General features: G+C 59.3%; 25 protein-coding genes. 19 read left to right on the top strand and 6 right to left on the bottom strand.

What is annotated here, in order from left to right; all coding sequences use genetic code 11:
• Position 1 precedes the first annotated feature (1 nt).
• From HYG82_RS28995 to secY, 9 genes are read left to right on the top strand one after another with little or no spacing between them, the layout of a single operon-like run.
• Positions 2 to 394 carry a 30S ribosomal protein S8 gene (locus HYG82_RS28995; RefSeq protein WP_097378332.1) on the top strand — a complete coding sequence of 131 codons (393 nt, stop codon included), beginning with the start codon at positions 2 to 4 and terminating at the stop codon, positions 392 to 394.
• Between the two features lie 2 nt (positions 395 to 396).
• Positions 397 to 930: a 50S ribosomal protein L6 gene (locus HYG82_RS29000; protein WP_179260551.1), complete on the top strand. Its 534-nt coding sequence runs from the start codon at positions 397 to 399 to the stop codon at positions 928 to 930.
• A 3-nt stretch (positions 931 to 933) separates the two neighbouring features.
• Positions 934 to 1,677, top strand: a complete 744-nt coding sequence (locus HYG82_RS29005) for a 50S ribosomal protein L32e (protein WP_179260552.1) — start codon at positions 934 to 936, stop codon at positions 1,675 to 1,677.
• Positions 1,670 to 2,119 (top strand): 50S ribosomal protein L19e, encoded by a 450-nt coding sequence (locus HYG82_RS29010; protein WP_179260553.1) that lies wholly within the window; start codon positions 1,670 to 1,672, stop codon positions 2,117 to 2,119. Before HYG82_RS29005 ends, HYG82_RS29010 begins: the two co-directional genes overlap by 8 nt.
• Positions 2,119 to 2,667, top strand: coding sequence for a 50S ribosomal protein L18 (locus HYG82_RS29015; protein WP_179260554.1), 549 nt, complete (start codon positions 2,119 to 2,121; stop codon positions 2,665 to 2,667). The genes HYG82_RS29010 and HYG82_RS29015 overlap by 1 nt, the downstream gene beginning before the upstream one ends.
• Positions 2,664 to 3,326, top strand: coding sequence for a 30S ribosomal protein S5 (locus tag HYG82_RS29020; RefSeq protein ID WP_179260555.1), 663 nt, complete (start codon positions 2,664 to 2,666; stop codon positions 3,324 to 3,326). The genes HYG82_RS29015 and HYG82_RS29020 overlap by 4 nt, the downstream gene beginning before the upstream one ends.
• Positions 3,323 to 3,790 (top strand): 50S ribosomal protein L30, encoded by a 468-nt coding sequence (locus tag HYG82_RS29025; RefSeq protein ID WP_179260556.1) that lies wholly within the window; start codon positions 3,323 to 3,325, stop codon positions 3,788 to 3,790. Before HYG82_RS29020 ends, HYG82_RS29025 begins: the two co-directional genes overlap by 4 nt.
• 2 nt (positions 3,791 to 3,792) lie before the next feature.
• Complete coding sequence (locus tag HYG82_RS29030; protein ID WP_179260557.1) at positions 3,793 to 4,293, top strand: uL15m family ribosomal protein; 501 nt, start codon at positions 3,793 to 3,795, stop codon at positions 4,291 to 4,293.
• 3 nt (positions 4,294 to 4,296) lie between these two features.
• Positions 4,297 to 5,787 (top strand): preprotein translocase subunit SecY, encoded by a 1,491-nt coding sequence (secY, locus tag HYG82_RS29035; RefSeq protein WP_179260558.1) that lies wholly within the window; start codon positions 4,297 to 4,299, stop codon positions 5,785 to 5,787.
• 367 nt (positions 5,788 to 6,154) lie between these two features.
• Here the strand turns inward: secY and HYG82_RS29040 are convergent, their stop codons facing one another.
• Entirely contained in the window at positions 6,155 to 6,757 is a 603-nt protein-coding gene (locus HYG82_RS29040) for a transcriptional regulator FilR1 domain-containing protein (RefSeq protein ID WP_179260559.1), read from the bottom strand.
• 178 nt (positions 6,758 to 6,935) lie between these two features.
• Between HYG82_RS29040 and HYG82_RS29045 the strand changes: the two genes are divergently transcribed.
• From HYG82_RS29045 to HYG82_RS29075, 7 genes are all read left to right on the top strand, one after another.
• Positions 6,936 to 7,769 carry a hypothetical protein gene (locus HYG82_RS29045; RefSeq protein ID WP_179260560.1) on the top strand — a complete coding sequence of 278 codons (834 nt, stop codon included), beginning with the start codon at positions 6,936 to 6,938 and terminating at the stop codon, positions 7,767 to 7,769.
• Between the two features lie 119 nt (positions 7,770 to 7,888).
• Entirely contained in the window at positions 7,889 to 8,404 is a 516-nt protein-coding gene (locus HYG82_RS29050) for a hypothetical protein (RefSeq protein ID WP_179260561.1), read from the top strand.
• 249 nt (positions 8,405 to 8,653) lie between these two features.
• The gene (locus HYG82_RS29055) at positions 8,654 to 9,265 is read left to right on the top strand and encodes a uracil-DNA glycosylase (protein WP_179260562.1); all 612 of its coding nucleotides are present in this window, start codon (positions 8,654 to 8,656) and stop codon (positions 9,263 to 9,265) included.
• Positions 9,266 to 9,377: 112 nt separating this feature from the next.
• Positions 9,378 to 9,752, top strand: coding sequence for a hypothetical protein (locus HYG82_RS29060; protein WP_179260563.1), 375 nt, complete (start codon positions 9,378 to 9,380; stop codon positions 9,750 to 9,752).
• A 632-nt stretch (positions 9,753 to 10,384) separates the two neighbouring features.
• Complete coding sequence (locus HYG82_RS29065; RefSeq protein ID WP_179260564.1) at positions 10,385 to 11,851, top strand: flippase; 1,467 nt, start codon at positions 10,385 to 10,387, stop codon at positions 11,849 to 11,851.
• Positions 11,852 to 12,066: 215 nt separating this feature from the next.
• Positions 12,067 to 13,956 (top strand): phosphotransferase, encoded by a 1,890-nt coding sequence (locus tag HYG82_RS29070; protein ID WP_179260565.1) that lies wholly within the window; start codon positions 12,067 to 12,069, stop codon positions 13,954 to 13,956.
• 171 nt (positions 13,957 to 14,127) lie between these two features.
• Positions 14,128 to 14,910 carry a hypothetical protein gene (locus HYG82_RS29075; protein ID WP_179260566.1) on the top strand — a complete coding sequence of 261 codons (783 nt, stop codon included), beginning with the start codon at positions 14,128 to 14,130 and terminating at the stop codon, positions 14,908 to 14,910.
• Between the two features lie 385 nt (positions 14,911 to 15,295).
• Here the strand turns inward: HYG82_RS29075 and HYG82_RS29080 are convergent, their stop codons facing one another.
• A complete protein-coding gene (locus tag HYG82_RS29080; RefSeq protein ID WP_179260567.1) occupies positions 15,296 to 15,562 on the bottom strand; it encodes a cytochrome C oxidase subunit IV family protein in 267 nt (88 codons plus the stop codon).
• A 156-nt stretch (positions 15,563 to 15,718) separates the two neighbouring features.
• Here HYG82_RS29080 and HYG82_RS29085 point away from each other — a divergent pair, with 156 nt between their 5' ends.
• Together HYG82_RS29085 and HYG82_RS29090 are read left to right on the top strand one after the other, a co-directional pair.
• Positions 15,719 to 17,119: a hypothetical protein gene (locus tag HYG82_RS29085; RefSeq protein ID WP_179260568.1), complete on the top strand. Its 1,401-nt coding sequence runs from the start codon at positions 15,719 to 15,721 to the stop codon at positions 17,117 to 17,119.
• A gap of 88 nt (positions 17,120 to 17,207) precedes the next feature.
• A complete protein-coding gene (locus HYG82_RS29090; protein WP_179260569.1) occupies positions 17,208 to 17,495 on the top strand; it encodes a DUF7410 domain-containing protein in 288 nt (95 codons plus the stop codon).
• A 628-nt stretch (positions 17,496 to 18,123) separates the two neighbouring features.
• On the opposite strand, the gene HYG82_RS29095 is transcribed toward HYG82_RS29090, so the two are convergent.
• From HYG82_RS29095 to HYG82_RS29105, 3 genes are all read right to left on the bottom strand, one after another.
• Positions 18,124 to 20,610: a cbb3-type cytochrome c oxidase subunit I gene (locus tag HYG82_RS29095; RefSeq protein ID WP_179260570.1), complete on the bottom strand. Its 2,487-nt coding sequence runs from the start codon at positions 20,608 to 20,610 to the stop codon at positions 18,124 to 18,126.
• Positions 20,610 to 21,614: a cytochrome c oxidase subunit II gene (coxB, locus tag HYG82_RS29100; RefSeq protein ID WP_179260571.1), complete on the bottom strand. Its 1,005-nt coding sequence runs from the start codon at positions 21,612 to 21,614 to the stop codon at positions 20,610 to 20,612. The genes HYG82_RS29095 and coxB overlap by 1 nt, the downstream gene beginning before the upstream one ends.
• A 933-nt stretch (positions 21,615 to 22,547) precedes the next feature.
• Entirely contained in the window at positions 22,548 to 23,009 is a 462-nt protein-coding gene (locus HYG82_RS29105) for a DUF7975 family protein (protein WP_179260572.1), read from the bottom strand.
• A 58-nt stretch (positions 23,010 to 23,067) separates the two neighbouring features.
• Here HYG82_RS29105 and HYG82_RS29110 point away from each other — a divergent pair, with 58 nt between their 5' ends.
• Positions 23,068 to 23,703, top strand: a complete 636-nt coding sequence (locus HYG82_RS29110) for an adenylate kinase (protein WP_179260573.1) — start codon at positions 23,068 to 23,070, stop codon at positions 23,701 to 23,703.
• A gap of 63 nt (positions 23,704 to 23,766) precedes the next feature.
• Here the strand turns inward: HYG82_RS29110 and HYG82_RS29115 are convergent, their stop codons facing one another.
• Positions 23,767 to 25,275, bottom strand: a complete 1,509-nt coding sequence (locus HYG82_RS29115) for a DUF7289 family protein (protein WP_425495404.1) — start codon at positions 25,273 to 25,275, stop codon at positions 23,767 to 23,769.
• Positions 25,276 to 25,504 lie beyond the last annotated feature (229 nt).

A 25,504-nucleotide genomic window follows, 5' to 3' on the forward strand; every position in this document is an offset into this window, starting at 1 on the left:
CATGACCGGAAACGATCCACTCAGCAACGCGCTCTCGGGACTCGACAACGCCGAGAGCGTGGGTCATCTTACCCACGAGGTAACGCCCGCCTCGAACGAAATCGGCAGCGTACTCGAGGTCTTCTACGACCGCGGGTACATCGACGGCTTCGAGTACGTCGACGACGGGAAAGCCGGTCAGTTCGAGGTCGAATTGAAAGGAGCGATCAACGAGTGCGGCCCCATCAAGCCCCGCTACGCCGTCGGTTCTGAGGACTTCGAGAAGTGGGAGAAACGGTATCTCCCCGCTCGAGACTTCGGTGCCCTCGTCGTCACGACGAGCAGTGGCATTATGAGCCACTACGAGGCGCGCGAACAGGGTATTGGGGGCCAGGTGATCGCGTACGTCTACTAACAATGCGAGTCGAACTGGAAATTCCCGAAAACGTATCCGTCGAGGTCGATCGGTTCGACGTGACCGTCGAGGGCCCGGAAGGTAGCGTCTCACGCCGCCTCTGGTACCCCGACGTGACCGTCGAAGCCGACGACGAGCAGGTGGTCATCGAAAGCGGTTCCGAGGACGCGAAGACGAACGCGACCGTCGGTACCTTCGAGAGCCACATCCAGAACGCCGTCCACGGCGTGACCGAAGGCTGGGAGTACGAGATGGAAGTCTTCTACTCTCACTTCCCGATGCAAGTCCGCGTGGAAGGCGACGAGGTCGTCATCGAAAACTTCCTCGGCGAAAAGGCAGCGCGACGAACGACTATCCACGGTGAGACCGAGGTTGCCGTCGACGACGAACAGCTCGTCCTGTCCGGCCCCGACAAGGAACACGTCGGACAGACGGCAGCCGATATCGAGCAACTGACGAAAGTCAGCGGCAAGGACACCCGAATCTTCCAGGACGGGGTCTACATCACCAACAAACCCGCCAAGGGAGGTGTCTAATAGATGGCAGACGACGAACGACCGAACGACGAGGAGACGGCTGCGGACGAACCGCAGGAACTCGAGGAAATAAGCGGTGTCGGGGAGAGCAAGGCCGACGCGCTCCGCGAGGCCGGTTTCGAGTCCATCGAAGACGTCAAAGAAGCCGATCAATCCGAACTGGCCGATGCCGAAGGCATCGGGAACGCGCTCGCAGCGCGTATCAAAGCGGACGTCGGCGACCTCGAGGTTAGCGAAGAGACCGAAGCCGAAATCGAAGACGAGGGCGTCGAGGAAGAAGAGCCAGCCGAAGACGTCGAGACGGAACTGCAGGCCCGCGGACTTACCGAGAAGACACCCGACCTCTCCGAGGACGAGCAGCGACTGCTCAGCCGCCGGCAGAGCGAGGGCAACCCGCAGTTCAATCGGCAGGATTACCACAAGAAAAAGCGGACGCCGGAATCCTGGCGTCGACCGCGCGGCCAACTGTCCAAACAGCGCCGCGGCGTCAAGGGCAAGGGCCCGAAAGTTCAGGCCGGCTACCGCACGCCGGAGGCCGTCCGAGGCAAACACCCAAGCGGCTTCGAGGAAGTGTACGTCGAGAACGTAGACGACCTCGAGGGCGTCGACAGCGACCGTGAGGCGGTTCGAATCGCTTCTGCGGTCGGCGCGCGAAAGCGCGAACGGATCGAGGAGGAAGCCGAAGAACAGGGCGTCCGCGTCCTGAACCCGACCTACGAAGAAGTCGAGGTGGAATCAAATGACTGATCTCTCAGCACAGAAGCGACTGGCTGCCGACGTCCTCGACGTCGGGAAGAATCGCGTCTGGCTCGATCCCGACGCGCAAGGCGACATCGCCGAGGCGATCACTCGAGACGAAATCCGCGAACTCGTCGACGAGGGTCGCATTCAGGCCGACGATCCCAGCGGCAATTCCCGGGGTCGTGCACGCGAGCGCAACGAAAAGCGCTCCTACGGCCACCAGAACGGCCACGGAAAGCGCCGCGGCAAGAAAGGCGCACGCAAAAACGAGAAAGACGAGTGGCAGAACAAGATTCGCGCACAGCGCCGGAAGCTGCGCGAACTCCGCGACAAGGGCGAACTGACGCCCACGCAGTACCGCGAGCTCTACAAGAAGGCTGGCGGCGGGGAGTTCCGAAGCGTCCGGTACCTGTTGAACTACATCGACGACAACTACGGTAACCAATAATGGCGACAGGACCACGATACAAAGTACCGATGCGGCGTCGCCGTGAGGTCCGAACGGACTACCATCAGAGGTTGCGCCTGCTGAAATCGGGCAAGCCCCGCCTCGTTGCTCGCAAGAGCAACAAGCACACTACGGCGCAGCTGATCACTCCCGGACCTCAGGGAGACGAGACGCTTGCGAGTGCACACTCGAGCGATCTCGAAGAGTACGGCTGGGACGCTCCCACGAGTAACATTTCCGCGGCCTACCTGACCGGCCTGCTGGCCGGCACGCGGGCTGTCGACGCCGGTCTCGAGGAGGCAGTTCTCGACATCGGCCTCAATACGGCGACACCCGGGAACAAAGTGTTCGCGGTACAGGAGGGAGCGATCGACGCCGGTCTCGAGATTCCGCACAACGATAGCGTGCTGGCGGACTGGTCGCGTACACGCGGCGAACACATCGCCGAGTACGCCGAACAACTCGATGAACCGCTGTACAGCGGTGACTTCGACGCAACTGAACTGCCCGAACACTTCGACGACGTACGAGAGGCGATTCTCGAATGAGTGGAAACAACTACAACGACGACGGCTGGCAGCCCGTCACCCGTCTCGGCCGGCAGGTCCAGGAGGGCGAGATCGACGACATGGAGACCGCCCTCAACTCTGGCCTCCCACTGAAAGAACCCGAACTCGTCGACCAGCTCCTTCCGGGGCTGGAAGACGAGGTGCTGGACATCAACATGGTCCAGCGAATGACCGACTCCGGACGACGCGTGAAGTTCCGCTGCGTCGTCACCGTCGGCAACCGCGATGGGTTCGTCGGCTACGCCGAGGGTCGAGATGACCAGGTCGGGTCTGCTATCCAGAAGGCGATCGGTATCGCGAAACTGAACATGATCCAGGTTCCCCGCGGCTCGGGATCCTGGGAGGACCGCTCGGACCGGCCCCACTCGCTGACTCGACGGACGACCGGCAAGGCCGGCTCCGTCGAGGTCGAGGTCATCCCGGCCCCCGAAGGACTCGGTCTGGCCGCGAGCGACACCGTCCGCGCCGTCCTCGAACTGGCCGGCATCGAAAACGCCTGGACCAAGAGCCACGGAAACACTCGAACGACGGTCAACCTCGCGAAAGCGACGTTCAACGCGCTCGAGAACGCTTCCCAGTCGCGACAGCCGCGACGGAACCGTGGCGGCCGAGAGGAACCTGAGGTGGCCGATCAATGAAGGCCATCGTCCAGGTTCGCGGCGAAGTGAACCGACAGGAAGACGTCGAAGACACCCTGTCGATGCTCAACGTCCACAGCGTCAACCACTGCACGCTCGTTCCCGAAACCGACGCGTACGAGGGAATGATCGCGAAGGTCAACGACTACGTCGCCCACGGCGAGCCGAGCACGGACGTCCTCGAGACGCTCCTCGAAAAGCGCGCAGAGCCCCTCGAGGGCAACCAATCCGACGTCAACGAGGAGTGGCTCGTCGAGAACACCGAGTACGACGACTTCGGAGAACTGGCCGAAGCGCTCGTCGACGAAGAGACGACACTTCGTGACGAGGGACTGTCACCAACACTTCGACTTCACCCACCGCGAGGCGGTCACGAGGGTATCAAAAAGCCAACAATCGAAGGCGGCCAACTCGGAAAACATACAACAGGGGAGATTAACGACCTCCTAGAATCGATGCGATAACCATGACGAGCAAAAAACGACGCCAGCGCGGATCGCGCACCCACAGCGGCGGTTCTCACAAGAACCGACGCGGTGCGGGCCACCGCGGTGGCCGCGGCCGTGCAGGACGCAGCAAGCACGAGTTCCACAACTACGAACCGAAAGGCAAACACGGCTTCAAGCGACCGCACGACATCCGCGAGGAAGTCGCAGAGATCGACGTTCAGAAGTTAGACGAGGATGCGATCCTCTACGTCGCGGACGACCTCGCAACGGAGACCGATGACGGCTACGAACTCGACGCTCGAGACATCGTCGAGGACGGCCACGAGGCCGACGTCGTCAAGGTCCTCGGATCGGGTCAGGTCCGCAACCAGCTGACCGTCACCGCGGACGCCTTCTCCGATGCAGCCCGCGAGAAACTCGAAGAAGCGGGCGGCGAGGCGGTCCTCTCCGAACGCGGCGAGGAGCGGGCGGCCGAAGACGAGGACGCCGAAGCCGACGCAGAACAGGACGAGGAATAACATATGGGATGGAAGGAAGCCGCTGAACCGGTCTTGACGCGGATGCCAGCAGTGCGCCGTCCGGAGGGGCACGTTCCCTTCAAGCGAAAGCTGATGTGGACGGCGGGCATCCTCATGTTGTACTTTTTCCTGACGAACGTCTCGCTGCTCGGTTTGCAAACCGGCCAGTCAGAAGACCTCTTCGGCCAGTTCCGTGCGATCCTTGCCGGGGGCCAGGGGACAGTGTTGCAGGTCGGTATCGGACCGATCGTCACCGCGAGCATCGTCTTGCAGTTGCTCGGGGGGGCAAACCTCCTCGGCCTCGACACGGACGATCCGCGCGACCAGGTTCTCTATCAGGGCCTCCAGAAGCTACTGGTCGTCCTGATGGTGATCCTGACCGGGTTGCCGATGGTGTTCGCCGGCGGCTTCCTGCCAGCCCAGAGTCAACTTCAACTCGGCGGACTCATCCTCGGGCAAACGCAGGTCCAGGTGTTGATGTTCGCCCAGATCTTCGTCGGCGGCATCCTCATTCTGTACATGGACGAAGTCGTCAGCAAGTGGGGCGTCGGCAGCGGGATCGGCCTGTTCATCATCGCCGGCGTGAGCCAGAGCCTGGTTACCGGATTTATCCAGCCAACGAGCGGCGGGTTCTTCTTTGACTGGTATCGCATCCTCACCGGCAAGGTAGAGATTGGCTCGATAGTCTCCGGCGAGGGGCTCCAGAACCTGCTATTAAATCAAGGACACATCATCCCACTGCTGACGACGCTGTTGATATTCGGCATCGTCGTCTACGCGGAGTCGGTCCGGGTCGAGATTCCGCTGAGCCACGCCCGGGTCAAAGGCGCACGCGGTCGCTTCCCCGTGAAGCTCATCTACGCGAGCGTCCTCCCGATGATCCTCGTTCGCGCAGTGCAGGCGAACGTTCAGTTCCTCGGACAGATCCTCAGTTCGACCGGTCAATCTCCGGGTGGAGCGATTACAGTGCTCGGCCGCGAACTCTCGTGGCTTGGCGTGTACTCGAACGGACAGCCCATCAGCGGGTTCTTCTACTACGTCGCTCCGATCTATTCGCGTTCGGACTGGACCTGGTGGACGGCAAACGTCTCACAGGACGCGTGGCAAGTGTTGATCCGGATCGGGATCGACGTTACGTTCATGGTCGTCGGTGGCGCGATCTTCGCCATCTTCTGGGTCGAGACGACGGACATGGGTCCGGAATCGACGGCCCAGCAGATCCAGAATTCGGGGATGCAGATACCCGGTTTCCGTCAGAACGTCGGCGTCATCGAGAAGGTCATGGAACGCTATATTCCGCAGGTGACCGTCATCGGCGGCGCGCTGGTCGGCCTGCTTGCCGTCTGGGCGAACATGCTCGGTACCATCGGCGGTGTCAGTGGGACCGGACTGCTGCTTGCCGTCTCCATTACGTACAAACTGTACGAGGAGATTGCCGAGGAGCAGATGATGGAAATGCACCCGATGATGCGCCAGATGTTCGGCAACGAGTAAAACAGCTATCGCGCGTTAGCTCACCGTCTCTTTTCGGCGGCCGGAATCGCTTTGTCACACCAATGGTCGATGTCGTCACCTGTATACGCTGTCCGCAGCGTGTCTCGACATAGCATGTTCATCCGAAGTTTGACTGATACGACGAAGCTGGTAACGCGTTTGGAACGGGAGGAGAAGACGTTCGACGGATTTCTCGGAAAACACGTCCAGAGCGAGAAACTCATCGACATCGGTGCGTGGAGCACAGAAAAACAGAGGATGCGCGAGCGGTCGTAAAACGCCCGGGAAAGTTTTGATCGAGAGCCGTCCTGGTGAAGCCTATTCCGCGGGAATTGTCCATGCCACACACTGGGTGGCCCACGGGGTATCAAAATTCCTCGAGTGATTTTCGTCGGACGGATTCTCGGTACGTTCGATAGACGCCTTCGACCCACTCTCTGACAGTTTCGTCGCTCGTTTCGAGGAGCGATCGTGGGATCCCTTCGTCGTCTTCGACGCCGATCTGAACTCGACCATCATATGCAAGACCGAGGTAAAACGGAAGGCGTTGCTGGGAAACGAACATCGTGGACCGGCCCGTCTCCATCTTCTCTCTGATGAGCGATGCGTATTGGTCCGATTCGATCGTCGCCTCGAGAGTCGGTGTAACGACCGTCTCGACCTCGAGTCCGTGTTGAGTGACCTGTTCGGTGATCATCTTGGTCCCGCCGAAGTCGATGGACAGAAGGAAGAATTGGAGTCTGTCCGCCGTTCGAAGGATTTCGGTCTGTTTTCTCGCCGGCGCATACGGGTCGCCGTTCGAAGACGACGTCACCTCCGCGTCGGTCAGGGCGAGAAAATCAGGAGCAGATTCGTCGATCGGGAAGTACTGCAAGAAGTCGGATAACTCATCAGTGATCCGAACCGTCTCGTAGTAGTCGGCCCGTGCCTGCCGTGTGCACGTTCCGGCCAGTAGTATAATGACAATCACGTGGCATCAGGCGGGTATGACAACTGCTTGGGTAGATCAGCAACGAGTGCGAGCCTCAGTTGGAGTCACCCATTTCGTAGATTGGTGCGCGTATCATCCCGGCGGCCAGTCTCCTGACGACGAGTTCCAGGGCACCGGTATCGGACACACAGAACGAGAAACGAACGGGGGGAGATGAATGTCCGTTCCCGGCGGTCTCCTCGTGTCTGCCTTCGGCGGGTTGCTCGTCATCGCCGGTTTCCGCCGGTTGACGACGGCTATCTCGGTGTACCAAAGCGACGCTATTCCATTGCGACGTATTTCCACCACTGATGGTCCCGTCGAATTCCAGGGACGTGCCGAACCGCTGGTGGATGAGGGAGCAGTCGAAGCGCCATTCTCCGGCGAGGAGGCCCTCTACTGTGAGGTGTGGATGGAGACGGAGGGCCAACACAGAACGGACGCCGAGGGACTAGACGTCGGCGGGGTCCAGAAACCGGAACGACAGCGAAATACCAGACAGACGTGGCTACTGGCCGAACACGACGAGATCAAACGATCGTTCGCCGTGGAAGACGGCGGGACCCGCGTCGAACTCGACCCTGTCGGCGGGGAATTCGACGTAACCGGTCACATGGGGACAACGGCTCTGACAGTCGAACCCGAGGACTCCTTGCCGGAGGAGGTCCGTGATCGGCTCGAGACGCTCGACGAGACGACCGGCGAATTCGACGGTGCACTCGATACCTGGGACCCCGGGGACGACAGCACGAAGTATCGTGAAGCTCGACTGGAACCGGGAGATCCAGTTCACGTCACTGGCGGCGTCCTCGAGAGCGTCCCCGACGAGTGGGGAACAGGTGTCACCGCGACCGTTGGGGCTCCAGAGGGAAACGCCCAGTTTCGAATCAGCAAAGGAACCGAATCGAGCGTCGTACGGAACAACGTCGTTCAATTCGTAACTGGTGTGGGAGTCGGCCTCATCCTGCTCGGCTTCGGGCTCCAGACGGCTGGGTTTCTGACGATACTCTGAACGCTTCGCCCGCTGTTGGAGAGCCGTTTTCTCATCCTCCGCTGTGAGTTGCATACGTCGGCCCGATCGGCAATCGCCGGTATGGGACCTACCTTCCAGCAGACTGAAGGCCCGATCGAATGGTCAACGCCTTCTGGCTCGACCGCGACCTCGATCGGGCGGCGCGGTGGCTCGTCGATCGACACGTATCCAGTAGCGTCTTCGAATGTTCGATGGTGTTGACGACCGCCGCGCAGCTAAACGGGTATCCGGAATCCGACGCTCTGTACTTCACCCATTCCGACCATCCGCTGACCCGGTGGGCGGCGCGGTCGGCCGCCAACTGGCGGTACCTGCGCGACTACACCGACGCGGCTCACGACGAGTGGCGCTACCGGTGGGATCACGATCCGGCGGAACGACACGGCTGCTGGGCGACCGTCCGTTCCGTAGACGAAGCGGTCGTTCGCGATCTCGAGTGGCCGGCCGAGGGTCGCGACGACCCGCCACAGGTAACGGGAGAGTGGACGGCTGACGACTACATCGATGCCTACCGATACTACTACGCGAACGAAAAACGACACCTGTTCGCCTGGTCGAAGGATCGATCGATGCCGCCCTGGATTCCAGAGTACACGGTCGATAACGTCGGATGACGGGCTTTTTTCAGCGCAGTCTTCCCCGGAGCGGCGACGGTCGATATGGGCCGGACCGCGATCCGCGAACACGCTGTACACGCCTTGCGACCTCGAGTATCGACCCCCACAGTGCAGACAGATTCTGCGACGAGATCAGTGTGAGCACATCGTCGTCTCGGCGAAACCAGCCGAGACGAGTCAGTGCGGCCGACTGTCCACTCGAGGCCGACAAAAAGGTGTTTGTCGGCACCGGCGTAATCCCGGTCGATGACCGACCAGCCCACCAGCGACTGGAAATTCGACGTGGAATTTGCAGACGCGCTCGAGGCGGTACCGGACGACCAGTTCGACCGCGACCGGTTCGTCCCTGGCGTCGGGCCGCTGTCCGCGGACGTGATGCTCGTCGGCGAGGCCCCGGGTAAGCAGGAGGTGAACCAGGGCGAACCGTTCGTCGGCCAGGCCGGGGACCAACTGGATCGGGCGCTCGAGGAGATCGGCTTCGACCGGACGGACCTGTACATTACGAACCTCGTCAAGGTGCGGCCACCCGAGAATCGCGATCCCCGCGTCGAAGAGATCGAAGCCTGGTGGCCGGTTCTCGAGGCCGAGATCGAACGCGTCGATCCGAAGGTGCTCGTTCCGCTGGGGAGTTTCGCGACGGACGAACTCCTCGAGACCGACGAGACCATCACCGATTTACACGGCCGGGTGTTCGAACGGGACGTCTCACACACCTCGGATTCCTCGAACGGACACGGTCCGCGAGGGCACGAGGGGCGGACCGTCGTTCCGGCGTTTCACCCGGCAGCGGCACTGTACGACCGCAGCAAGGTCGATGCCGTCAAGTCCGACCTGGAGACTGCCCTCGAGTTGGTCTGAGAACAGAGCCATCCCGATTCGGTCTATAGTGCAGGTTCGTGCAGGCAGCCATGCCCGTGCCGAGAGTTCCCGTTTGTGCAGGCAGCCATGCCCGTGCCGAGAGTTCCCGTTTGTGCAGGCAGGATTTGCTTCCGGGGTCAGCGTCACGTTCGAGGCGATGGACGCCACTATCACGGACGATGACGTGGGCAAGACAGTCGAGAGCGCGGACGGCGAACCGCTCGGAACCGTCGTTGACGTCGAGGCGGAAACTGCAGGCGTCGAACCGGAGCCCGAGATGACGGACTCGATAGCGGCCGTGCTGGACTGGGACGGCGGTTCCGGTGAGACCGTCCCGCTCGAGGGCGACGCCGTCGACGAGGTCCCCCACAACGCTGTCCAGCTCAGGGCGGCGGTTTCGGCAGAGAGCGTCGCACTGGAGGGTGAACCAGATTGCGAGTCGGAAGATGTCCGTTCTGACGATCACACGGTCGGTTCGAAACCGTGAGTCGGCGGTGGTCCGACCGACGACCCGAGCTCGGCGAACGTGCCAAAGGCAGCATCGACGTCCCAGGCCGGATCGAAATCCCGAATCCGGTACGACGGCGAAATCGGCGTCAGCCTCCGAGGTCGAGGACGACCATTTCGTGACGTGGCGCGGGTCGGTTCAGATAGGGGGAGACCGAATCAGTCGCCATCGGGAAATCGATACGACGTTCATCCCCACCGCTTGGCCGATGACAGCAGCCGCTCAGGTTTCTCGATTGCCGCATTCGAGCAACAACGCGACGGTCGCGTATGTATCGGTTACGAATCTCTTTCGATGCGGACAACGGATTCGGACTGCAGTAAGACGGAGATAACAATGTCGTCCGTCGATGACCGTCTGCGCAGTGATCAGGAACGCCTTCTCCCGTCGTCGCCGACAGGACCGTCCGCCAGTCTGCGCTCGAGTTATAAACTCGAAACCGACGATTCCGGGTACTGTTCGACAGACAACCTCGAAATCGCCGGGCCCGAGTGCTGTTCGACAGACAACCTCGAAATCGCCGGGCCCGAGTGCTGTTCGACAGACAACCTCGAAACCGACGATCACGGGTACTGTTCGACAGACAACCTGGTCGGCGTTGGTATCTATCGATGCCGGTCACTGAGCGAATCCTCGAGGGATTCAAGGCGACGCTGGGTGCCCGACTCGTTACGAACGTCGCCAACGGAGTGTTGATGCTGTTACTGGCCCGCTTCTTGCTCACCCCCGACGAGTACGGGCTGTTTTTCTTCGTCATCGCTGTTCTCGGTGTCGCAGGCATGGTGACCGACCTCGGAAGCGCCCGGTCGGCTGCTCGGTACGTGTCCGAATACAAGGAAACCGACGAGGGGAGGGTCCCGTACATCCTCCGGACGTCGCTCGGGTATCGGCTGATACTGATCGCGATCGTCGCCAGCACCATGATAGTCGGCCACGAGCAAGTGGCCGCGTTGCTCAACACCCCGGAGGCAGCGCCGTTGTTGCTGATCGGCGGCGGATATCTCGTCTTCCAGTCGCTGAATTCGTACGGCCAGACGCTCTTTCAGGGGTTCAATCGAGTCGAGCTCAGCGCGATCGTCAACGTGGCCAACAACGTCACGCGAGTCGGATTTGTCGTCGCACTGACCGTTCTCGGACTCGGCGTCGTCGGCGCTATGCTCGGCTATCTGGTCGGCGCGGCATTTGCCGCGATCATCGCACTAATTCTCCTCTATCGGCGATTCTACACGACCTACGAGGACGACGGCGGGGAGAAATCCCTTCGCAATCGCATGTTCCGGTACAGCATCCCGCTGACCGCATCGACCAGTGCGAACATCATCGACAAGCGTATCGATACGGTTCTGGTCGGATTCTTCCTCAATCCGCTCGCGGTGAGTTACTACGTCCTCAGCAAGCAGATAACGGAGTTCGTTCTCGTTCCCGCCGGCTCGCTTGGCTTTTCGGTCTCACCGACGTACGGCGAGCAGAAAGCCAACGGTGCGCTCGAGGAGGCAGCTCGGATATACGAGTCGACGCTGCAGTACATCCTCCTCCTCTACATTCCTGCGGCCGTCGGCCTGATCCTCGTCGCCGATCCTGCCGTCCGACTGGTGTTCGGTGCTGATTACGCCGGGGCCGTGCCGGTCCTCCAGTTGATGGCGATTTACGTGGTCTTTCAGGCGATCACGAATGTGACGACCAACAGCCTCGACTACCTCGGGCGGGCGTCCGACCGCGCGATGGCAAAGGGTTTCACTGCGGCCGCCAACGCCGGCCTCAACGTCCTCCTGATACCGCGCTTCGGCGTTCCGGGTGCGGCGTTCGCGACCGTCGTCACGTATGGTATCTACACCACCGTCAACGTCGTCGTGATGTACCGCGAAATCGCGTTCGACTACGTTCGCATCGGTCGGTCCGTTGCGCTCATCTCCGCGATTTCCGCGAGTATGGGCATCGCAGTGCTGTTTCTCGTCCCGTACGTATCGAATATCGTCGCTCTCGCCGGCGTTATCGGTCTCGGAGTCGGTATCTGGGGCGTCCTCGTCACACTGAGCGGGCTGGTCGATCCCCGAAAAACCCTCTCGATGCTTACCTGATCAATCGCCAGCAGTAACCCCATTTTCGAGACGGATACCTCCAACGTTCTACATAGCGAGTACACGATGAGGCTTCGCTGGGCTCCTCGAGCGGAGATGCTGGCATTCGTTCTCCGGAGATCAGCGGCCAAATATCGCGGTAACAGCTCCATTATAGAGTGCTATGTACCGGTATGGAGATCATATCAAAATTGAATACAATCAGTATCGAGTATGTGCAACCGAATCCCGTATATACTGATTCTGATGGGGCAGCCGTTCGGTCGTTCGTCGACCAGTTCGAGCGAAACGAGCGCCACGCTGCAGTCCGTTCCCTGTTCGAGACAGCGTCCGAACCGAGATCGGTGCTGACGTCCCTCTTTGGTGTCGGATACGACAGTTGGTACGCCTTAGTCGCCGACGATATCTCCGGACACTGTCTCGATTGCACTCCAGGCTGGGGACGGACGACGCCGCTATTGCGCGCTCTCGCCGACAGCGTCTCCAGTTATCAGCCCTCGGCCCTCGGCCGCCGACTCTTCGAGTCGAGACCGGAACTCGAGGGGTCCGACGTCGCAACCCTCGCCGGCGACGATCTCGAGACGGCCATCGACGGACGCTCGTTCGACACCATCGTCACGACGGGGTCGCGGCCACCGGATCGGGATTTCGTCGACCACATCGATCGACTCACCGCATCGCTTGCCGACGGCGGGACCCTCGTTACCGAAGTCAACGGATGGCCTCGAACGAGCGGAGTGACCGACCTCGTCGGGCTCGGGGGAAGATCGGAGACGGCAGACCGCCGATCGCCGACTGACGTCTGGCGATCGATTCCGTCGCGAGTCGTCGCTGCGCTCGAAGCCTGCGGATTCGAGGAGGTCGACCTGATCGGATTGCTGCCCGGCGGATCGCAGTATCGGTGGGCGGTGCCGGCCGAGGACCCGGACGCGCTCGAGTGGGTTCTGGAGACGATTACCGCGGAAACGACCGCCTCCCGCCTGCTTCGCCGTGGTGCGGCGCTTGCCTCCGAACTCGGAGTCGTCGCGCAGTCCTATCCAAGTTACGTCGCCGTCTGTCGAACGAATCCGGCGACGGACTCCGACACACCCTCACTGACTGGAACCGACGCGACGCGGGTGCTACGCCGCGGCGCGAACAGATCGATTATTTTCGAGCTTGCAGAGAACAGCGTCGAGAGGGTTCGAAAAGTGCCGAACGCACCGCAACACGCCCGATACAATGAGCGGGCGGCGTCGACTCTCTCGATGCTTACCGAATCGGACGGGACGATTGCGGGAACGCTCCCGGACGCCGAACTCGAGTCGTCGCCGCTCGGACCGGTGCTTTCGGAATCGCCGGCTCCGGGCACACCGCTCATGGACACTACCACCCGATGGGAGTCCCCTCCGGACCCGGACGCGTTCGTCGACGTCCTCGAGACAGGGCTTCGCTGGATTCGAACGATACAATTGGCCCACGCCGGACCGCGCCGAACCCGATCCCCCGAAGCCGTCCGCCGAGAGCTTTCGCCCGTCGAATTCGACGTCGACCCGCCCTCGGTGGCCGAGCCGGTCGAGTACCCCGTCGTCCCTGCGCACGGGGATTACCACCCGGGTAACGTCCTCGTCGACGCCGACGGGTCGATCGAGCGAGTCATCGACTGGGAGTACGCCACCGCCGAATCGAATCCGGTAACTGATCCCGCCTTCTTCACGCTGAAACTCGCCGAATTCGCGTTCGGCGGCTTCGAGGCCGGCGTTCGAACGGCGCTCCTCGAGGAGACGCCATACTCGATTCGGGTCGCCGAATCGATCGTCGCGTACTGCGACGCGCTCGGCATCCGGCCGCGAACGTTCGCGACCTACCTTGGCCACACGTTCGTCAGTCAAACCGACGTTCACTTCGAGACCGGGAGTCCCTGGCGGTTCCACGCGAATCCCCGCGAAAAGGTCGAGCGGCTCTCCGTCCTCTACGACGAGTTCGACGAGATTCTGAGTCGTCTCGCCGATTTGACGGTGAGCAGTACCGACGAGGACTCCACCTCAAGGAGATACTCTCGACCAGTCACGACAGGACCCGAGCCATCAAATAGCTCGATTTCTAAAATTTCTCACAATAAGTAACAGGTGTTCGGAATTCAGGTGCCAAAAATAAAATCGCAGTACCCATCTGATCAGGCTACTTGTGCCCTCTCCAAACATCAGTACGTAATCTAAACAAATTATTAAAAAGTAAAAGAGTTAAATATATATATATATATATATATATATTGGTAATAGTTATTTTGAGATATAATGGTCAATAGAAGAAGAGTGATAAAAACAGTAGGTAGTCTTGGAACCATGAGTGTTGTAGGTACAGCCAGTGCAAGCAAAAAAGGTGAAAAAATACCCGCTGCAGAGGTTGGCCTAGACGAAGAGATTGCACGCCTGTTACGGGAAAACAAGACGGAAAAAGCACGCATAATCCTCGAAAATAATAATATAAAGTATTCAATATCGAGTAGCCAAAGAAGAAATAACACCAGAAGTGGTTACACAACCGCTGATTATTACGACAAGGGTGATTCAACTGTCTATGCCAGCTTGGTACACAGAGAAGATGACCGGTGGCTAGCGACAGGTGTTGCCGATTTGAACTGGGGTGAAAAGAGTTGGACAAAAAGTGCGAATACAATGAATGACGGTTTTTCCTTAGGGTGGGATAACAGCCACTGGACGTCACCGGATCGTACTAGAGATAATATTTGGTATGGTGTGTATAAAAAAGAAGAAGTTCCAGGAAATCCTGATGTTATAGCGTCCATTGACGAATATACTCGGCATGGAATTGGTGGTGAAGTGGAACTAGATGGAAAACAGGTAGAACCTAAATACCCAAACTTCTCACTAAATCTTCAAACGGACATTTTACGGACCGACCCTCATCCAGAAGTCGGATTTACATTCCGGTATAAACACTCTTTCGCAGCTATCGGTCTAAGCTCGAGCATCAGTTTCTCTTATGGACCGGGTGTGGTGATGAAAGTCCCCAGGTTGGCAGATAGCTGGATGCTAGAAGAAAGTGTAGACCCGTAACCATACTCCAATCCTTTTATAGACACGGACAACATTGGTAAATCGCATCACATGGAGATGGTGAAGTTACGCTCCAGATTTTGACCCCCGGTCAGTATCTGATAGAAAGGAGCCCTATTCAACTATCAGCAAAAATCCGTTCCTGTCATCCAACCGTCACGGTAAATTGCCATAACCAATTTCGTTTCTAAACGGAAACGGCTGTCAAACACCAATACAGGACAAAATAACGCAACTAATACCTTGTTGGTTGGGTTTATTATTTTGAAAATTCTCTATAAATGCTTCTTTCGAGGTTGTCAAAAACTGATAAAATGGTTACCAAGTGGGGATCATTACTGGTGCTCTAAATTTCACCAAAGAGAGGAGATGAAAACAGAAAGTCTTATTGAATCGAGTACCCCGCCGCGAGCGTCAGCAGGAGCACCATGAACAGCGCGGTGAGCATCAGATAGGAGACCGAGCGTGGCTCGTCTTTGAGGTGCTGGAAGTAGCCGGCGATCAGTGTTGTCTTGGTGGCCGCAAGGATCAGCGTTCCGGTGATCGCCATCCAATATTTGAAAATCCCATCGAAGTGGAAGAAGACAAACTTCCCCGTCGCTAACAGTATCAGTGCTACGTAGATCAGGGCGTACGTCCGAACGCTCGTCATTGGTCGGGATTGCGTTTGACGGATACTTATACCTTCCTCATGCCGATTCTGCCGTCGAGTGATGACGGTCGTCGAGACCATCGAAGCCAGTGCCACGCGACCAGCGGATCGCGGCGAAGCAACACGTAGATGGGCCGTCAGCGTAACTAGCTGACAATGAGTAAACGTTCGGCCCTGACTCGCCGGACCAGTATCGTGCTGGCGATTGCGCTGGCGGCTCTCGCGGCGGGAACCGGCATCGTCGCTGCGAGCAACGTCGCCGCGGGTCTGACAGGGTCGACCGACGTCACGGTCCCGACGTGGCTGTATCTCGCGACCGGCGGCGGTACCGTCGGTGCGTCGGCCCTGGTGACGATGCTCGTCACCGACCGCGACGTGATCGGAACCTACCACGATCGCGCCCTCGAGGCCTCCGCCGATCGGCTGCTGGCCGCGGGGTCGCTCCTGCTCGGCGCGGTCGGCCTCGTCGGACTCGCGCTCATCGTCGCTGCCGGGCTCGCCGGTCCGAATATCGGACTGGTCAGTGCGACCGTCCTGCTGACGTTCGTCGGCGGACGCGCACTGCTGACGATCGTCACCTACACCGTCGGGAATCCGTGGCCGGCGCTGAACCCGTGGCGTCGGATCGCCGCCGCGCTTCCGAACGGCTACGAATCCTATCCCGACGCGTACCGCTCCTGGCCGGCCGTCGTGGCGCTGTTGACGTTCGTCTGGCTCGAGATTGTCGCGCCACTGACCTCGTCGCCGGATGCGTTACTGGCCGTCCTCGTCGTGTACTCGCTGTTTACGATCTCGAGTGCGATCGTCTTCTCACCGGAAACGTGGTTTCGCCGCGGCGACCCGCTCTCGCTGTGGTTTCGCTGCTACGGCGCGGTCGCACCGATCCAGCGCACGGACGACGGATTAGAACTGCGATATCCCGGATCGAGACTGAGCGACGACGACCTCGTTACCGACTCCTCGCTCGTGGCTTTCGTCATCGCACTGGTCTGGGAGCTGACATTCAGTGGGTTCATCGTCACGCCACTGGGCGTCCGGGCGATCGAAGCGCTCGTCGGATTCGGAGTACCGCCGGTCTTCGTCTACCTGGGCTTGCTCGTCGGCGGCTTCGCGCTGTTCTGGAAGGTGTACTGGCTGGCTATCGATCGAACGCGCGAGCGCGCCGAGACCTACCTTTCACGACACTACCTCGGCCTCCGTTTCGCCGCACCGCTTTTGGCCATCGCGGCCGGCTATCATTTCGCCCACTACGTCGGCTTCGGGTTGTCGCTGTGGCCGTCCATGCTCGACGCACTCGCGATGCCGCTTTCTCCGCCGCCGAACCCGACGCAGTACGCGTTGCCGGGCTGGTTCGGCTACGTCGAAATAAGCGGTATCCTGCTCGGCCACGTCCTCGCAGTGTGGATCGCACATACCGTCTCTTTCGAGCTGTTTCCCGGCAAGCTCCAGGCGATCAGGAGTCAGTATCCGCTCATCGTCTTCATGGTCTTTTTCACGATGGTGAGCCTCTACCTCGTTTCCCAGGGAACGATGAGCCCCCCGTACGTCCCGAGTTGATCGCTTGCGGGAATGAGACACACGGGAAGGAGTTCTCGCAGCATCGAACCGGCAAGCACTTCCTCACACCGCCGTAATACACGATCGAATGGCGACCGAGCACTCGCTCGAGCGAGAGTACGACGTTCCAGCGGACGAAACGCCCGGAGTCACCTGTCCGTACTGCGGTCGGCCGTTTCGATCGGACCGCTACGTCACGTTTCACATCGGCGTCGACCACGCGGACGTCTGTTCCGACGCGGAGCGAGAGGCGTTCGACGACGAACGCGACGACGAGGAGTACGAACTGTTTACGTTCCACTTCAAGGCGGCCATCTCCGTCTTTCTCGTCTACTTCCTGTTTACCTTCGTGTACGCGCTGGTCTGGGCAGGGTGAACCGATCTAAGCGGAGTAAATCGCTCTGGACAGGGTGACCCGCTTTGGGACCATGTAATTCGAGACGGTTTGACGCCTCGAATCGAGCGAAGCCGAATCGTTCGCGGACGGGAGAACGTCTCCGAGCCTTCGAGCAGTCGGCGTCCACGCCGACGATGTCGCGGCGGCTGGCGCGGGACGATTGTCCCGCCTGCCTCCCACGGGGGCCATACTCCCGCGATGCGTCGCTTCGCTCAGTCACGAGATTCGTTTCAAATGACCCAAAAGGCCCTCAATCTGTGCCGGCCGTAGAAAACCCGCCACTCGAGCGGCCGAACCGATTCCGTGCCTTCAGACGTCCCACCTCATCCAGTCCCTGTGCCACCGCTATCGCAGCCGTAGTTCGGCACGGTTGTTCCGCGTCGGACCGATCTCGACCGTCTCCAAACGACGGACGGTGACCCCTCCGCAATGCGCTTAACTCGAGGCATCCCTCGGGATGGAGGCAAAAGCGTACCCGGTTCTGGCGTCGCTACGCGTGTCGTGGTTGGACCGAAAACTGCTCTTTACGATCTACGACGGTCGAGCGTGAACGCAAATCAACGAAACCCGAAGCCGAAAATGAAAGATCCTGCGTAGCGGCGAGGCGCTACATCAGGTAGAACAGCGGGAAGAGGAACACCCAGACGATGTCGACGAAGTGCCAGTAGAGGCCGAAGTACTCGACCGGCATGTGATCCTCGAGGTACGCATCGATCGAAACGATGCGATAGATCATGAACAGCGCGATCAACAGTCCGAGGATGACGTGCAGCGCGTGCAGGCCGGTCGTCACGAAGTACAACGAGTATTCGATCCCGCTGAACCAGTAGTGACCGTCGGCGAACTTGCTGCTGTACTCGAAGGCCTTGACCCCCATGAACACGAATCCGAGCAGGACCGTGACACCGAGCGAGGCGAGTAGCCCTTTCTTGTTTCCGCGTTCGGCCATCACGTGTGCCATAACGACCGCGAAACTCGAGGTCAACAGCACGTACGTGTTGAACAGGCCGGCCATGGTGATCGAGTCGAGATGCCAGTTGTGCCAGCCGCCGTGGATGCGCATGAAGATGTACGCACCGATCGCGGCACCGAAGACGACGACGTCCGATGCCAGGAAGAACCAGACGCCCAGTTTCTCGTTATTGATGCCGCCAAACGGCCAGCGTTCGGCGACCGCCATCTCGGGTGCGTCGAACTGCTCGCGTCCGAACTGGAACAACGTGACTGCGAGGAGACCGATCCCGATCGCGGTCAGCGCCGGATAGACGATGCTTTTCGCCGGTGCCGAATCCGACAGGGTGACGAACTCGCCGGCGTGCATGTGTTCGGTGACGAACGAGTAGACGTACGGCGACATCCCGCTCAAGCCGAGGAAGAACGTAGCGGTGGCGACGCCGATGCCGAACGGCCAGATGCTGGCGTGGTCGGCGTGTTCTTCCTCATGGGAGACCGCCGCCGTCCCGGCCGCTTCCTTGCCGTGAGCGACGCCGCCGTCGGTCGCAGCCGCCGCATCATCGACGAACTCGAGTTTGCCGCTGGCGTAGCTTGGTCGATCAGGCCAGTTCTCGAGCGGCGGGGGCGAGGGAATCGCCCACTCGGCGGTCCGCGAGAACGTCCACGGGTTGTCCGGCGCGTCGGGGCCGGATACTAGACTCTTCCCCAGCGTAAAGAACACGAGCAGGAACGACAGTCCGAGGACGAACGCCCCGACCGTCGCCAGCTGGTGGTAGACCTGTGTGCCCTCGGGGTAGTGGAAGACGCGCCGCGGCGTCTCCCAGGCGAGGAACATCGGGAAGTAAAGCAGGTTGAACCCGAGGAAGTAGACGGCGAAGCTGAGCTTACCGAGTTTCTCGGAGTACATCTTCCCGGTGATCTTTGGCCACCAGTAGTAGAGGCCGCCGACCAGCGCCGTGACGCCGGAGACCATCACGTAGTGGAAGTGCGCGACGACCCAGTAGGTGCCGCGGAACTCGTAGTCGAGGACGACGGCACCCAGGAAGACGCCCGTGATCCCGCCCAGGATGAACAACAGGAGCGCCCCGAGCGAGAACAGGAACGGCGTCGTGAACCGGACGCGTCCCTTGACCATCGTGTAAATCAGCGCGAAGACCATCAGGTCGAACGGCAGGGAGATCCCGATCGTCGTCGCCATGAACAGCGTCTTGATCGGGAGGTTGATCGTCGACAGAAACATGTGGTGCATCCAGACGAGGAACGACTGCACCGCGACCAGGACCATCGCGATGATGACCCATTTTCGGCCGACGAGCCGCCGTCCGGTGAACGTCTGGAACGTCTCGAACATGATCCCGAGTGCCGGGAAGAAGACGATGTACACCTCCGGATGGCCGAAGAACCAGAAGACGTGGGCCCACATCAGACTCGAGCCCTCGTTCGTCGCGAAGTATTGCGTGAGGAAGATCCGGTCGATCGACAGCAACAGAACCGCCGCCAGCAGCGCCGCGAAGGCGAACAGCATCATCCAGATCGTCAGTAGCCACGACCAGGAGAACATCGGAATGTTCCACAGGCCGAGTCCTTCGGCGCGGGACCGGTGCATCGTCGTGAGGAAGTTCACCGTCCCCATCGTAATCGAGATGGTAAACAGGACCAGCGCGAGGATGGTCATGTTCCCACCAGCCGTCACTTCCATGACGGAATTGTACATGGGCACGTTCAGCGGCGAGTACATCGTCCAGCCGCCGGAGAACGATCCACCCTGGAAGAACGAGAGGCCCATGAGAACGCCCGAGAACAGGTAAAACCAGTAACTCAGTGCGTTCAGACGTGGGAAGGCGAGGTCCTTCGCACCGATTTGCAGCGGGACGAAGTAGTTCGCGAACCCGGATGCGATCGGTGAGAGGAACCAGAACACCATCAACAGGCCGTGACCGGTCACCGCCTGATAGTACTGATCGTTCGAGAGCAGCCCCGTCCCGCCGGCCTTCCACAGGTGGGCGCGAAATATCAGCGCGAGGACGCCACCGAACAGCAGGAAGAACAGGGCGGTCCCCAGGTAGAGGACACCCACGTCCTTGTGGTTCGTCGTGACCAGCCACCGCTTGATCGACCGCTTTGGCGGAAGATCACTCATCAGTTGCCACCTCCATCGTTCGTTCCTGTTTGGTTACCATTCGTGTCGCTTTCAGTAGTATTGCCAACGTCGACCGTGAACGTTTCGGAAACCGGACCGGTCATGTCGATCTCTTTCGTCGTCGACTCGAACTGGTCGTCGGTCGACGTGAGAGTTACGTTGTAAGCGCCACCGTAGTCGAGTTCGGTGATCTCGATCGTGCCGTTCTCGTCGAATTGATCGGCCGAGTACGTCTGCTCGAAATCACGCTCCTGGTGATCGACAGTCAGCTCGTACCCCTCCGTTACAGGCGATTCGTTCCCGTCCTGAACCGTATACGACATCGTCAGCTGACTGTTCATCCACTCGTCGAACGCCTCGGGTTCCATGACCTGTACGCTCCCGGTCATGGACGTGTGGAATTCACCGCAGAGCTCGTAACACTTGATCTCGTGTGTTTGACCTGCTTCTTCCGCTTCGAACCACGTCCTGTCATACTCGCCCGGAATTGCGTCGGCTTTCACCCGTTGATCGGGTATACCGAACGCGTGCCAGACGTCGCCCGACGTCACATCTAGCCAGACTCGTTCGTCGGCCGGCACGCGAAGCGTGGCCGTCGACTGGATACCGTTTTCGTACTCGAAAAACCACGCGAAGTTCTGTCCGGTAACTTCGACGTTGAGTTCTTCTTCTTGCTGTTGGCCGGGGTCTTCGACGTACAGCAGCATGCTATACGTCCAGACAACCAGCGAAATGACGATTATCGCGCTGATGCCGAACGAGAGGAACAGTTTCTTGCCGCCCTTTCCGCCTGTCGGTAACTCCCCGACTGATGGCAGGTTCACATCGGAATCGGTTTCGCCGGTATCACGGTACTTGTACGCGTTGTACAAGGTGTACGCGACGACGACGATGCCGACGATAGTCCCGAGTGCGAGGAAGACCAGAAAGATCTCCTGGAACACGTCGACTCGAGTGCGAGCCTGCTGCAGCGGGGTCGTAAGTGCGCTGTAGATTGTATTCACCTCTTTTGAAGGTCGCTTATATGTCGGACGATGATTGCCGGGGCCACTTATCTATTTGGAAACCGCCCTGCTACTGCGGTCTGTCGGTCCCGAGACGACGAAGTGCGCTGACAAATCCCGGAGCGAATGACGCCGATCGTTCCCGTTTCATCACTCCACGATTGGAGCCGATGGTCTTCTGTCTGTCGCTGTTGCTCCGTGGGGCGTTTCTCCGATCAGTCTCTGTTCCCGGTCCACGACCCGGTGTCTGTATTGCCACGAGTGTCCGTATTGTCGCCCGTAATATTGTCGCCCGTTAATGGCCGGGCGCTTGCGAACGTGTGCGTTGCTCGAAAAACGGGGACGTTTCCCATCGACCTGGGGACGGGTATTCGGATCAGGTCCCGCAGTCCGATCGATCGCGGACCGATTATTCCCGCGTGCCGAACACAGGTTCGCGAAGCGGTCTGTCGTGTCGTTTCTCGGTGAGCAAGATCGAACGGACGTCGGTTTCGAAACCGTGGTCGGCCGTCCACTTCTCGAGAAGGATTCGGCGTCCACCATTGGCTCGTCGCCGCGAAGTACAACACCGTGTTCTCGCTGTCGTATCGGCTGCGATCGGCCGAGCGACCGCAGCACCGAGTACGGGATCGGGTCCACCAGCCGTTGAAACGCGGATTCGCGATGCGTCGAACCAACCATCCGCGAGACCGAGGAAGTCACCCGGAAGATCAGCGATCAGTCCGACCGATGTCGGGTCGGTTTCGTGATCGGGGTTGGCCAGCGGAAACCGTCGCGAAGTAGGTTACACCGTCGGGTTTGTCGGTCGTTGCATCGCTCTATATTCATATCTGCTCGTGGTACTCGTGAGAGTAATAGATCTGTGACACCGTTCGTCCGGCCACCGAGGTAAATTCCTGCTCCTTCGATCACGTTCGGTAGCTCACCGGCGGTTTACACCTCGACGACCCAGACACGGATCTCTGCTGGCAAGCCGTACACCTCGAGGAAGACCCCGTCGATGAACTGAGCGATTCGGTTCGGATCCGCTTTCGCGCTGATACGTGCGTTGACCCCCTCGGCTTCCTCGGGTCGGATCAGATCGTCGATCTTGAACGCCGGAAAGTCCTCGAGAAGCGTCTTGAGCGAGTCGAGTTCCGCGTCAGTACAGTCCAGGTTGAGCGTTCCGTTCCCGAACTGAACCCACGGGGCATCCAGTTCGACGCTTTCGTCGGCCGAGTCCCCACTGGAGTCGGGCGCGCCGGTCGATTCGTCGGGGGCATCATCTGCAGCATCGAGCTCGGCATCGTCGACCTCGAGCGTCAGAAAGCCGCTTCCGCGGTTTCGATGAGCAGTTATGGCGTCGACGTACAGTTTTCGTCGCTCGGCTGGATCGGCGGCGTCGAAGCGAGTCATATCGGACCGACGTGCCCGATTCTTTAAGCCTTTATGCGCTGGCCCTGAACGACTTCGTATGGCTCAGCCACGAATCCTCATCCTGGGCGCTCCCGGGGCAGGGAAGGGGACCCAGAGTGCACGGATCACCGAGGAATTCGACGTCGATCATATCACGACCGGCGACGCACTGCGAGGAAACAAGGAGATGGACATCTCGGACATGGACACCGAGTACGACACGCCGGGCGAGTACATGGATCGAGGGGAACTCGTCCCCGACAAAGTCGTCAACGCCATCGTCGACGAAGCGCTCAGCCAGGCCGACGGCTTCGTCCTCGACGGCTACCCGCGGAATCTCGAGCAAGCCGAGGAACTCGAGGACATGACCGACCTCGACGTCGTCCTGTATCTCGAGGTGGGTGAAGACGAACTCGTCCACAGGCTGACCGGCCGTCGGCTCGACCCCGAGACTGGGGATATCTACCACGTCGAATACAACCCGCCGGACGATCCGGAAATCGAACAGCGTCTGGAGCAACGCGACGACGACACCGAAGAGACGGTCAAAGAGCGACTGTCGGTGTTTCGCGAAAACACCGAACCCGTCATCGAGTACTACGACGAACAGGGCAATCTGGAGCGAGTCGACGGCGAGCAAGCCCCCGATGACGTCTGGGAAGAAGTGACGGAAACGATCGAACGGAACGCGTAGAACAGCCCCGACGCGATTCGAAACGAAGGGTGTCGGAGTACCCATTCGGAAACGAACGTTTCGTTACGTGTTTTTCACTTCGACGATGTGTTCGGCGATATTGAGGTAGGTCAGGTGTGGCGGGAAGAGATAGCCCTCTGGAGCGACCTCCGGACTGAACGTTTCGAGTGACGCATCGTATAACCCGCTCAGGGCGTTGCTTTGAAGATGGGCGGACGATACGACGGTCGAACCTACCATATCGACGTTCGATTGGACCACCAACTGTGCCTCTTTGTTGGTGATGTATCGGTTCGTCTTGTTCCAGTCCTCGCCTCCCGGCGCGTATATTATGCCCTCGAAGGAGGTATTTCCCGTACCCAATGCAAGGTGGGTTTCCGACGTTCCGTAGACCTGAAGTTGCTTCGAGTCGACGTTACCCGACGAACACGGTGCAACGCACATCTCGGTACTTTTGACGTGCATTCCTTCCTTTACGTAGATCTGGAGTTTGTGGTCAGTACTTTCAGATTGACTCCAATTTTCGACGTGAAGGGTTCCATCGTCTACGATCAACTCATCTTCGACGACGAGTGTTGTATCTCCGTCCTCGAGATCGAACGTCAGATCATCGTCCACCGTAACATCTTCGGCGAAGTACGTACCGTTCGGCACCGTATCCCCCACGGATCCGAGTCGCGTGACGTTACTGTCGTTTTCCATGTCCGACACCATCTGGTCGATCATTCCGTCCAGTTTCGGGGGAGAGTCGCCGTCAGTCTCGGTGACGTCACTGTTGTTCGGTTTCGACCCCTGGTAGGACACATCACCCGCGATGATACCGTCTGCGAACGTTTTTTCAGGAACGGTCATTCGACCGAGTCTGACGCGGAGGGTGTCGTCATCCCCCTCACTACACGATTCGTAGATGGCCTGTCCTTCGGCTTTTTTAGTTTGTTCCTCGAAATACGTTTCCCAACCTGTGCAGTATTCACTCGTAATGTTGAGTTTTACCGTGCTCTGCTCGACGTACGTCGAATCGTGATGCGGCGTACTATTTTTGTACCTGAACGAGACGTCGCCCGAATTGAGACTCGACTCTTCGTCTATTTGGAGGATAGGGAACGAGAACGTATTCGTTTCTTGATCGTAATTGAGCGGCGGTGCCGAAACGACCTGCGTCTCGGATCCGGTTTCGCGGAATACCCCACCCGCCTGAAACGCAACTTTGGTCCCATCGTCACCTTCGTATTCGATCGCACCCACCTGAATCGATTCGGAGACGTTGTTCCCGGAGATGTTGATATACGCCGTATTCGTTTTGACTATCGCCCCTTTCTTTCCGGCGTCGAACGTCATCGACCGCCTGGCATCGCCGTCCATCGAAACCGTCGACATCTGCTGACTTAATTCCACGAACGACTGTTCGATGCGTTCGTTCTCCGAACGCTGTTCTGCATCTGTCATCACGTCGGCACCGACGAGCAAGATACCGGCGCTGATTGTCACGACCATCCCGATCAACAGGATAACAGCCAATATTGGGGATTGCCCTCGGATCCTCCCACCCATTCTCTTCCGAGGCAAATTCATACGCAGTGTTATTTTCACTCTAGTTGATAATACATCCGTTCGATTACACCGTTTACGACAGTTTATCTCAGTTCTCAATGAGTATTTTATTTCGCTTCGGGTGCAGAATTCTACTGCTACATGCCCTCAAGTGCAGTTTTATCTCATTTCACAAAGCAACGCACGAGAACGGTGAGAACGGCCCCTTCGGTATCGTTACGAGCCGCGTTCGACCCGAGAATCCAACGCG

Source organism: Natrinema halophilum, assembly GCF_013402815.2.
Lineage (GTDB): Archaea > Halobacteriota > Halobacteria > Halobacteriales > Natrialbaceae > Natrinema > Natrinema halophilum.

Bases quoted from the DNA above. Each gene is read 5' to 3' on its own strand.
- HYG82_RS28995 (WP_097378332.1), top strand. From the start codon at position 2: ATGACCGGAAACGATCCACTCAGCAACGCGCTCTCGGGACTCGACAAC.
- HYG82_RS29000 (WP_179260551.1), top strand. From the start codon at position 397: ATGCGAGTCGAACTGGAAATTCCCGAAAACGTATCCGTCGAGGTCGAT.
- HYG82_RS29005 (WP_179260552.1), top strand. From the start codon at position 934: ATGGCAGACGACGAACGACCGAACGACGAGGAGACGGCTGCGGACGAA.
- HYG82_RS29010 (WP_179260553.1), top strand. From the start codon at position 1,670: ATGACTGATCTCTCAGCACAGAAGCGACTGGCTGCCGACGTCCTCGAC.
- HYG82_RS29015 (WP_179260554.1), top strand. From the start codon at position 2,119: ATGGCGACAGGACCACGATACAAAGTACCGATGCGGCGTCGCCGTGAG.
- HYG82_RS29020 (WP_179260555.1), top strand. From the start codon at position 2,664: ATGAGTGGAAACAACTACAACGACGACGGCTGGCAGCCCGTCACCCGT.
- HYG82_RS29025 (WP_179260556.1), top strand. From the start codon at position 3,323: ATGAAGGCCATCGTCCAGGTTCGCGGCGAAGTGAACCGACAGGAAGAC.
- HYG82_RS29030 (WP_179260557.1), top strand. From the start codon at position 3,793: ATGACGAGCAAAAAACGACGCCAGCGCGGATCGCGCACCCACAGCGGC.
- secY (WP_179260558.1), top strand. From the start codon at position 4,297: ATGGGATGGAAGGAAGCCGCTGAACCGGTCTTGACGCGGATGCCAGCA.
- HYG82_RS29045 (WP_179260560.1), top strand. From the start codon at position 6,936: ATGTCCGTTCCCGGCGGTCTCCTCGTGTCTGCCTTCGGCGGGTTGCTC.
- HYG82_RS29050 (WP_179260561.1), top strand. From the start codon at position 7,889: ATGGTCAACGCCTTCTGGCTCGACCGCGACCTCGATCGGGCGGCGCGG.
- HYG82_RS29055 (WP_179260562.1), top strand. From the start codon at position 8,654: ATGACCGACCAGCCCACCAGCGACTGGAAATTCGACGTGGAATTTGCA.
- HYG82_RS29065 (WP_179260564.1), top strand. From the start codon at position 10,385: ATGCCGGTCACTGAGCGAATCCTCGAGGGATTCAAGGCGACGCTGGGT.
- HYG82_RS29075 (WP_179260566.1), top strand. From the start codon at position 14,128: ATGGTCAATAGAAGAAGAGTGATAAAAACAGTAGGTAGTCTTGGAACC.
- HYG82_RS29080 (WP_179260567.1), bottom strand. From the start codon at position 15,562: ATGACGAGCGTTCGGACGTACGCCCTGATCTACGTAGCACTGATACTG.
- HYG82_RS29085 (WP_179260568.1), top strand. From the start codon at position 15,719: ATGAGTAAACGTTCGGCCCTGACTCGCCGGACCAGTATCGTGCTGGCG.
- HYG82_RS29090 (WP_179260569.1), top strand. From the start codon at position 17,208: ATGGCGACCGAGCACTCGCTCGAGCGAGAGTACGACGTTCCAGCGGAC.
- HYG82_RS29095 (WP_179260570.1), bottom strand. From the start codon at position 20,610: ATGAGTGATCTTCCGCCAAAGCGGTCGATCAAGCGGTGGCTGGTCACG.
- HYG82_RS29105 (WP_179260572.1), bottom strand. From the start codon at position 23,009: ATGACTCGCTTCGACGCCGCCGATCCAGCCGAGCGACGAAAACTGTAC.
- HYG82_RS29110 (WP_179260573.1), top strand. From the start codon at position 23,068: ATGGCTCAGCCACGAATCCTCATCCTGGGCGCTCCCGGGGCAGGGAAG.
- HYG82_RS29115 (WP_425495404.1), bottom strand. From the start codon at position 25,275: ATGAATTTGCCTCGGAAGAGAATGGGTGGGAGGATCCGAGGGCAATCC.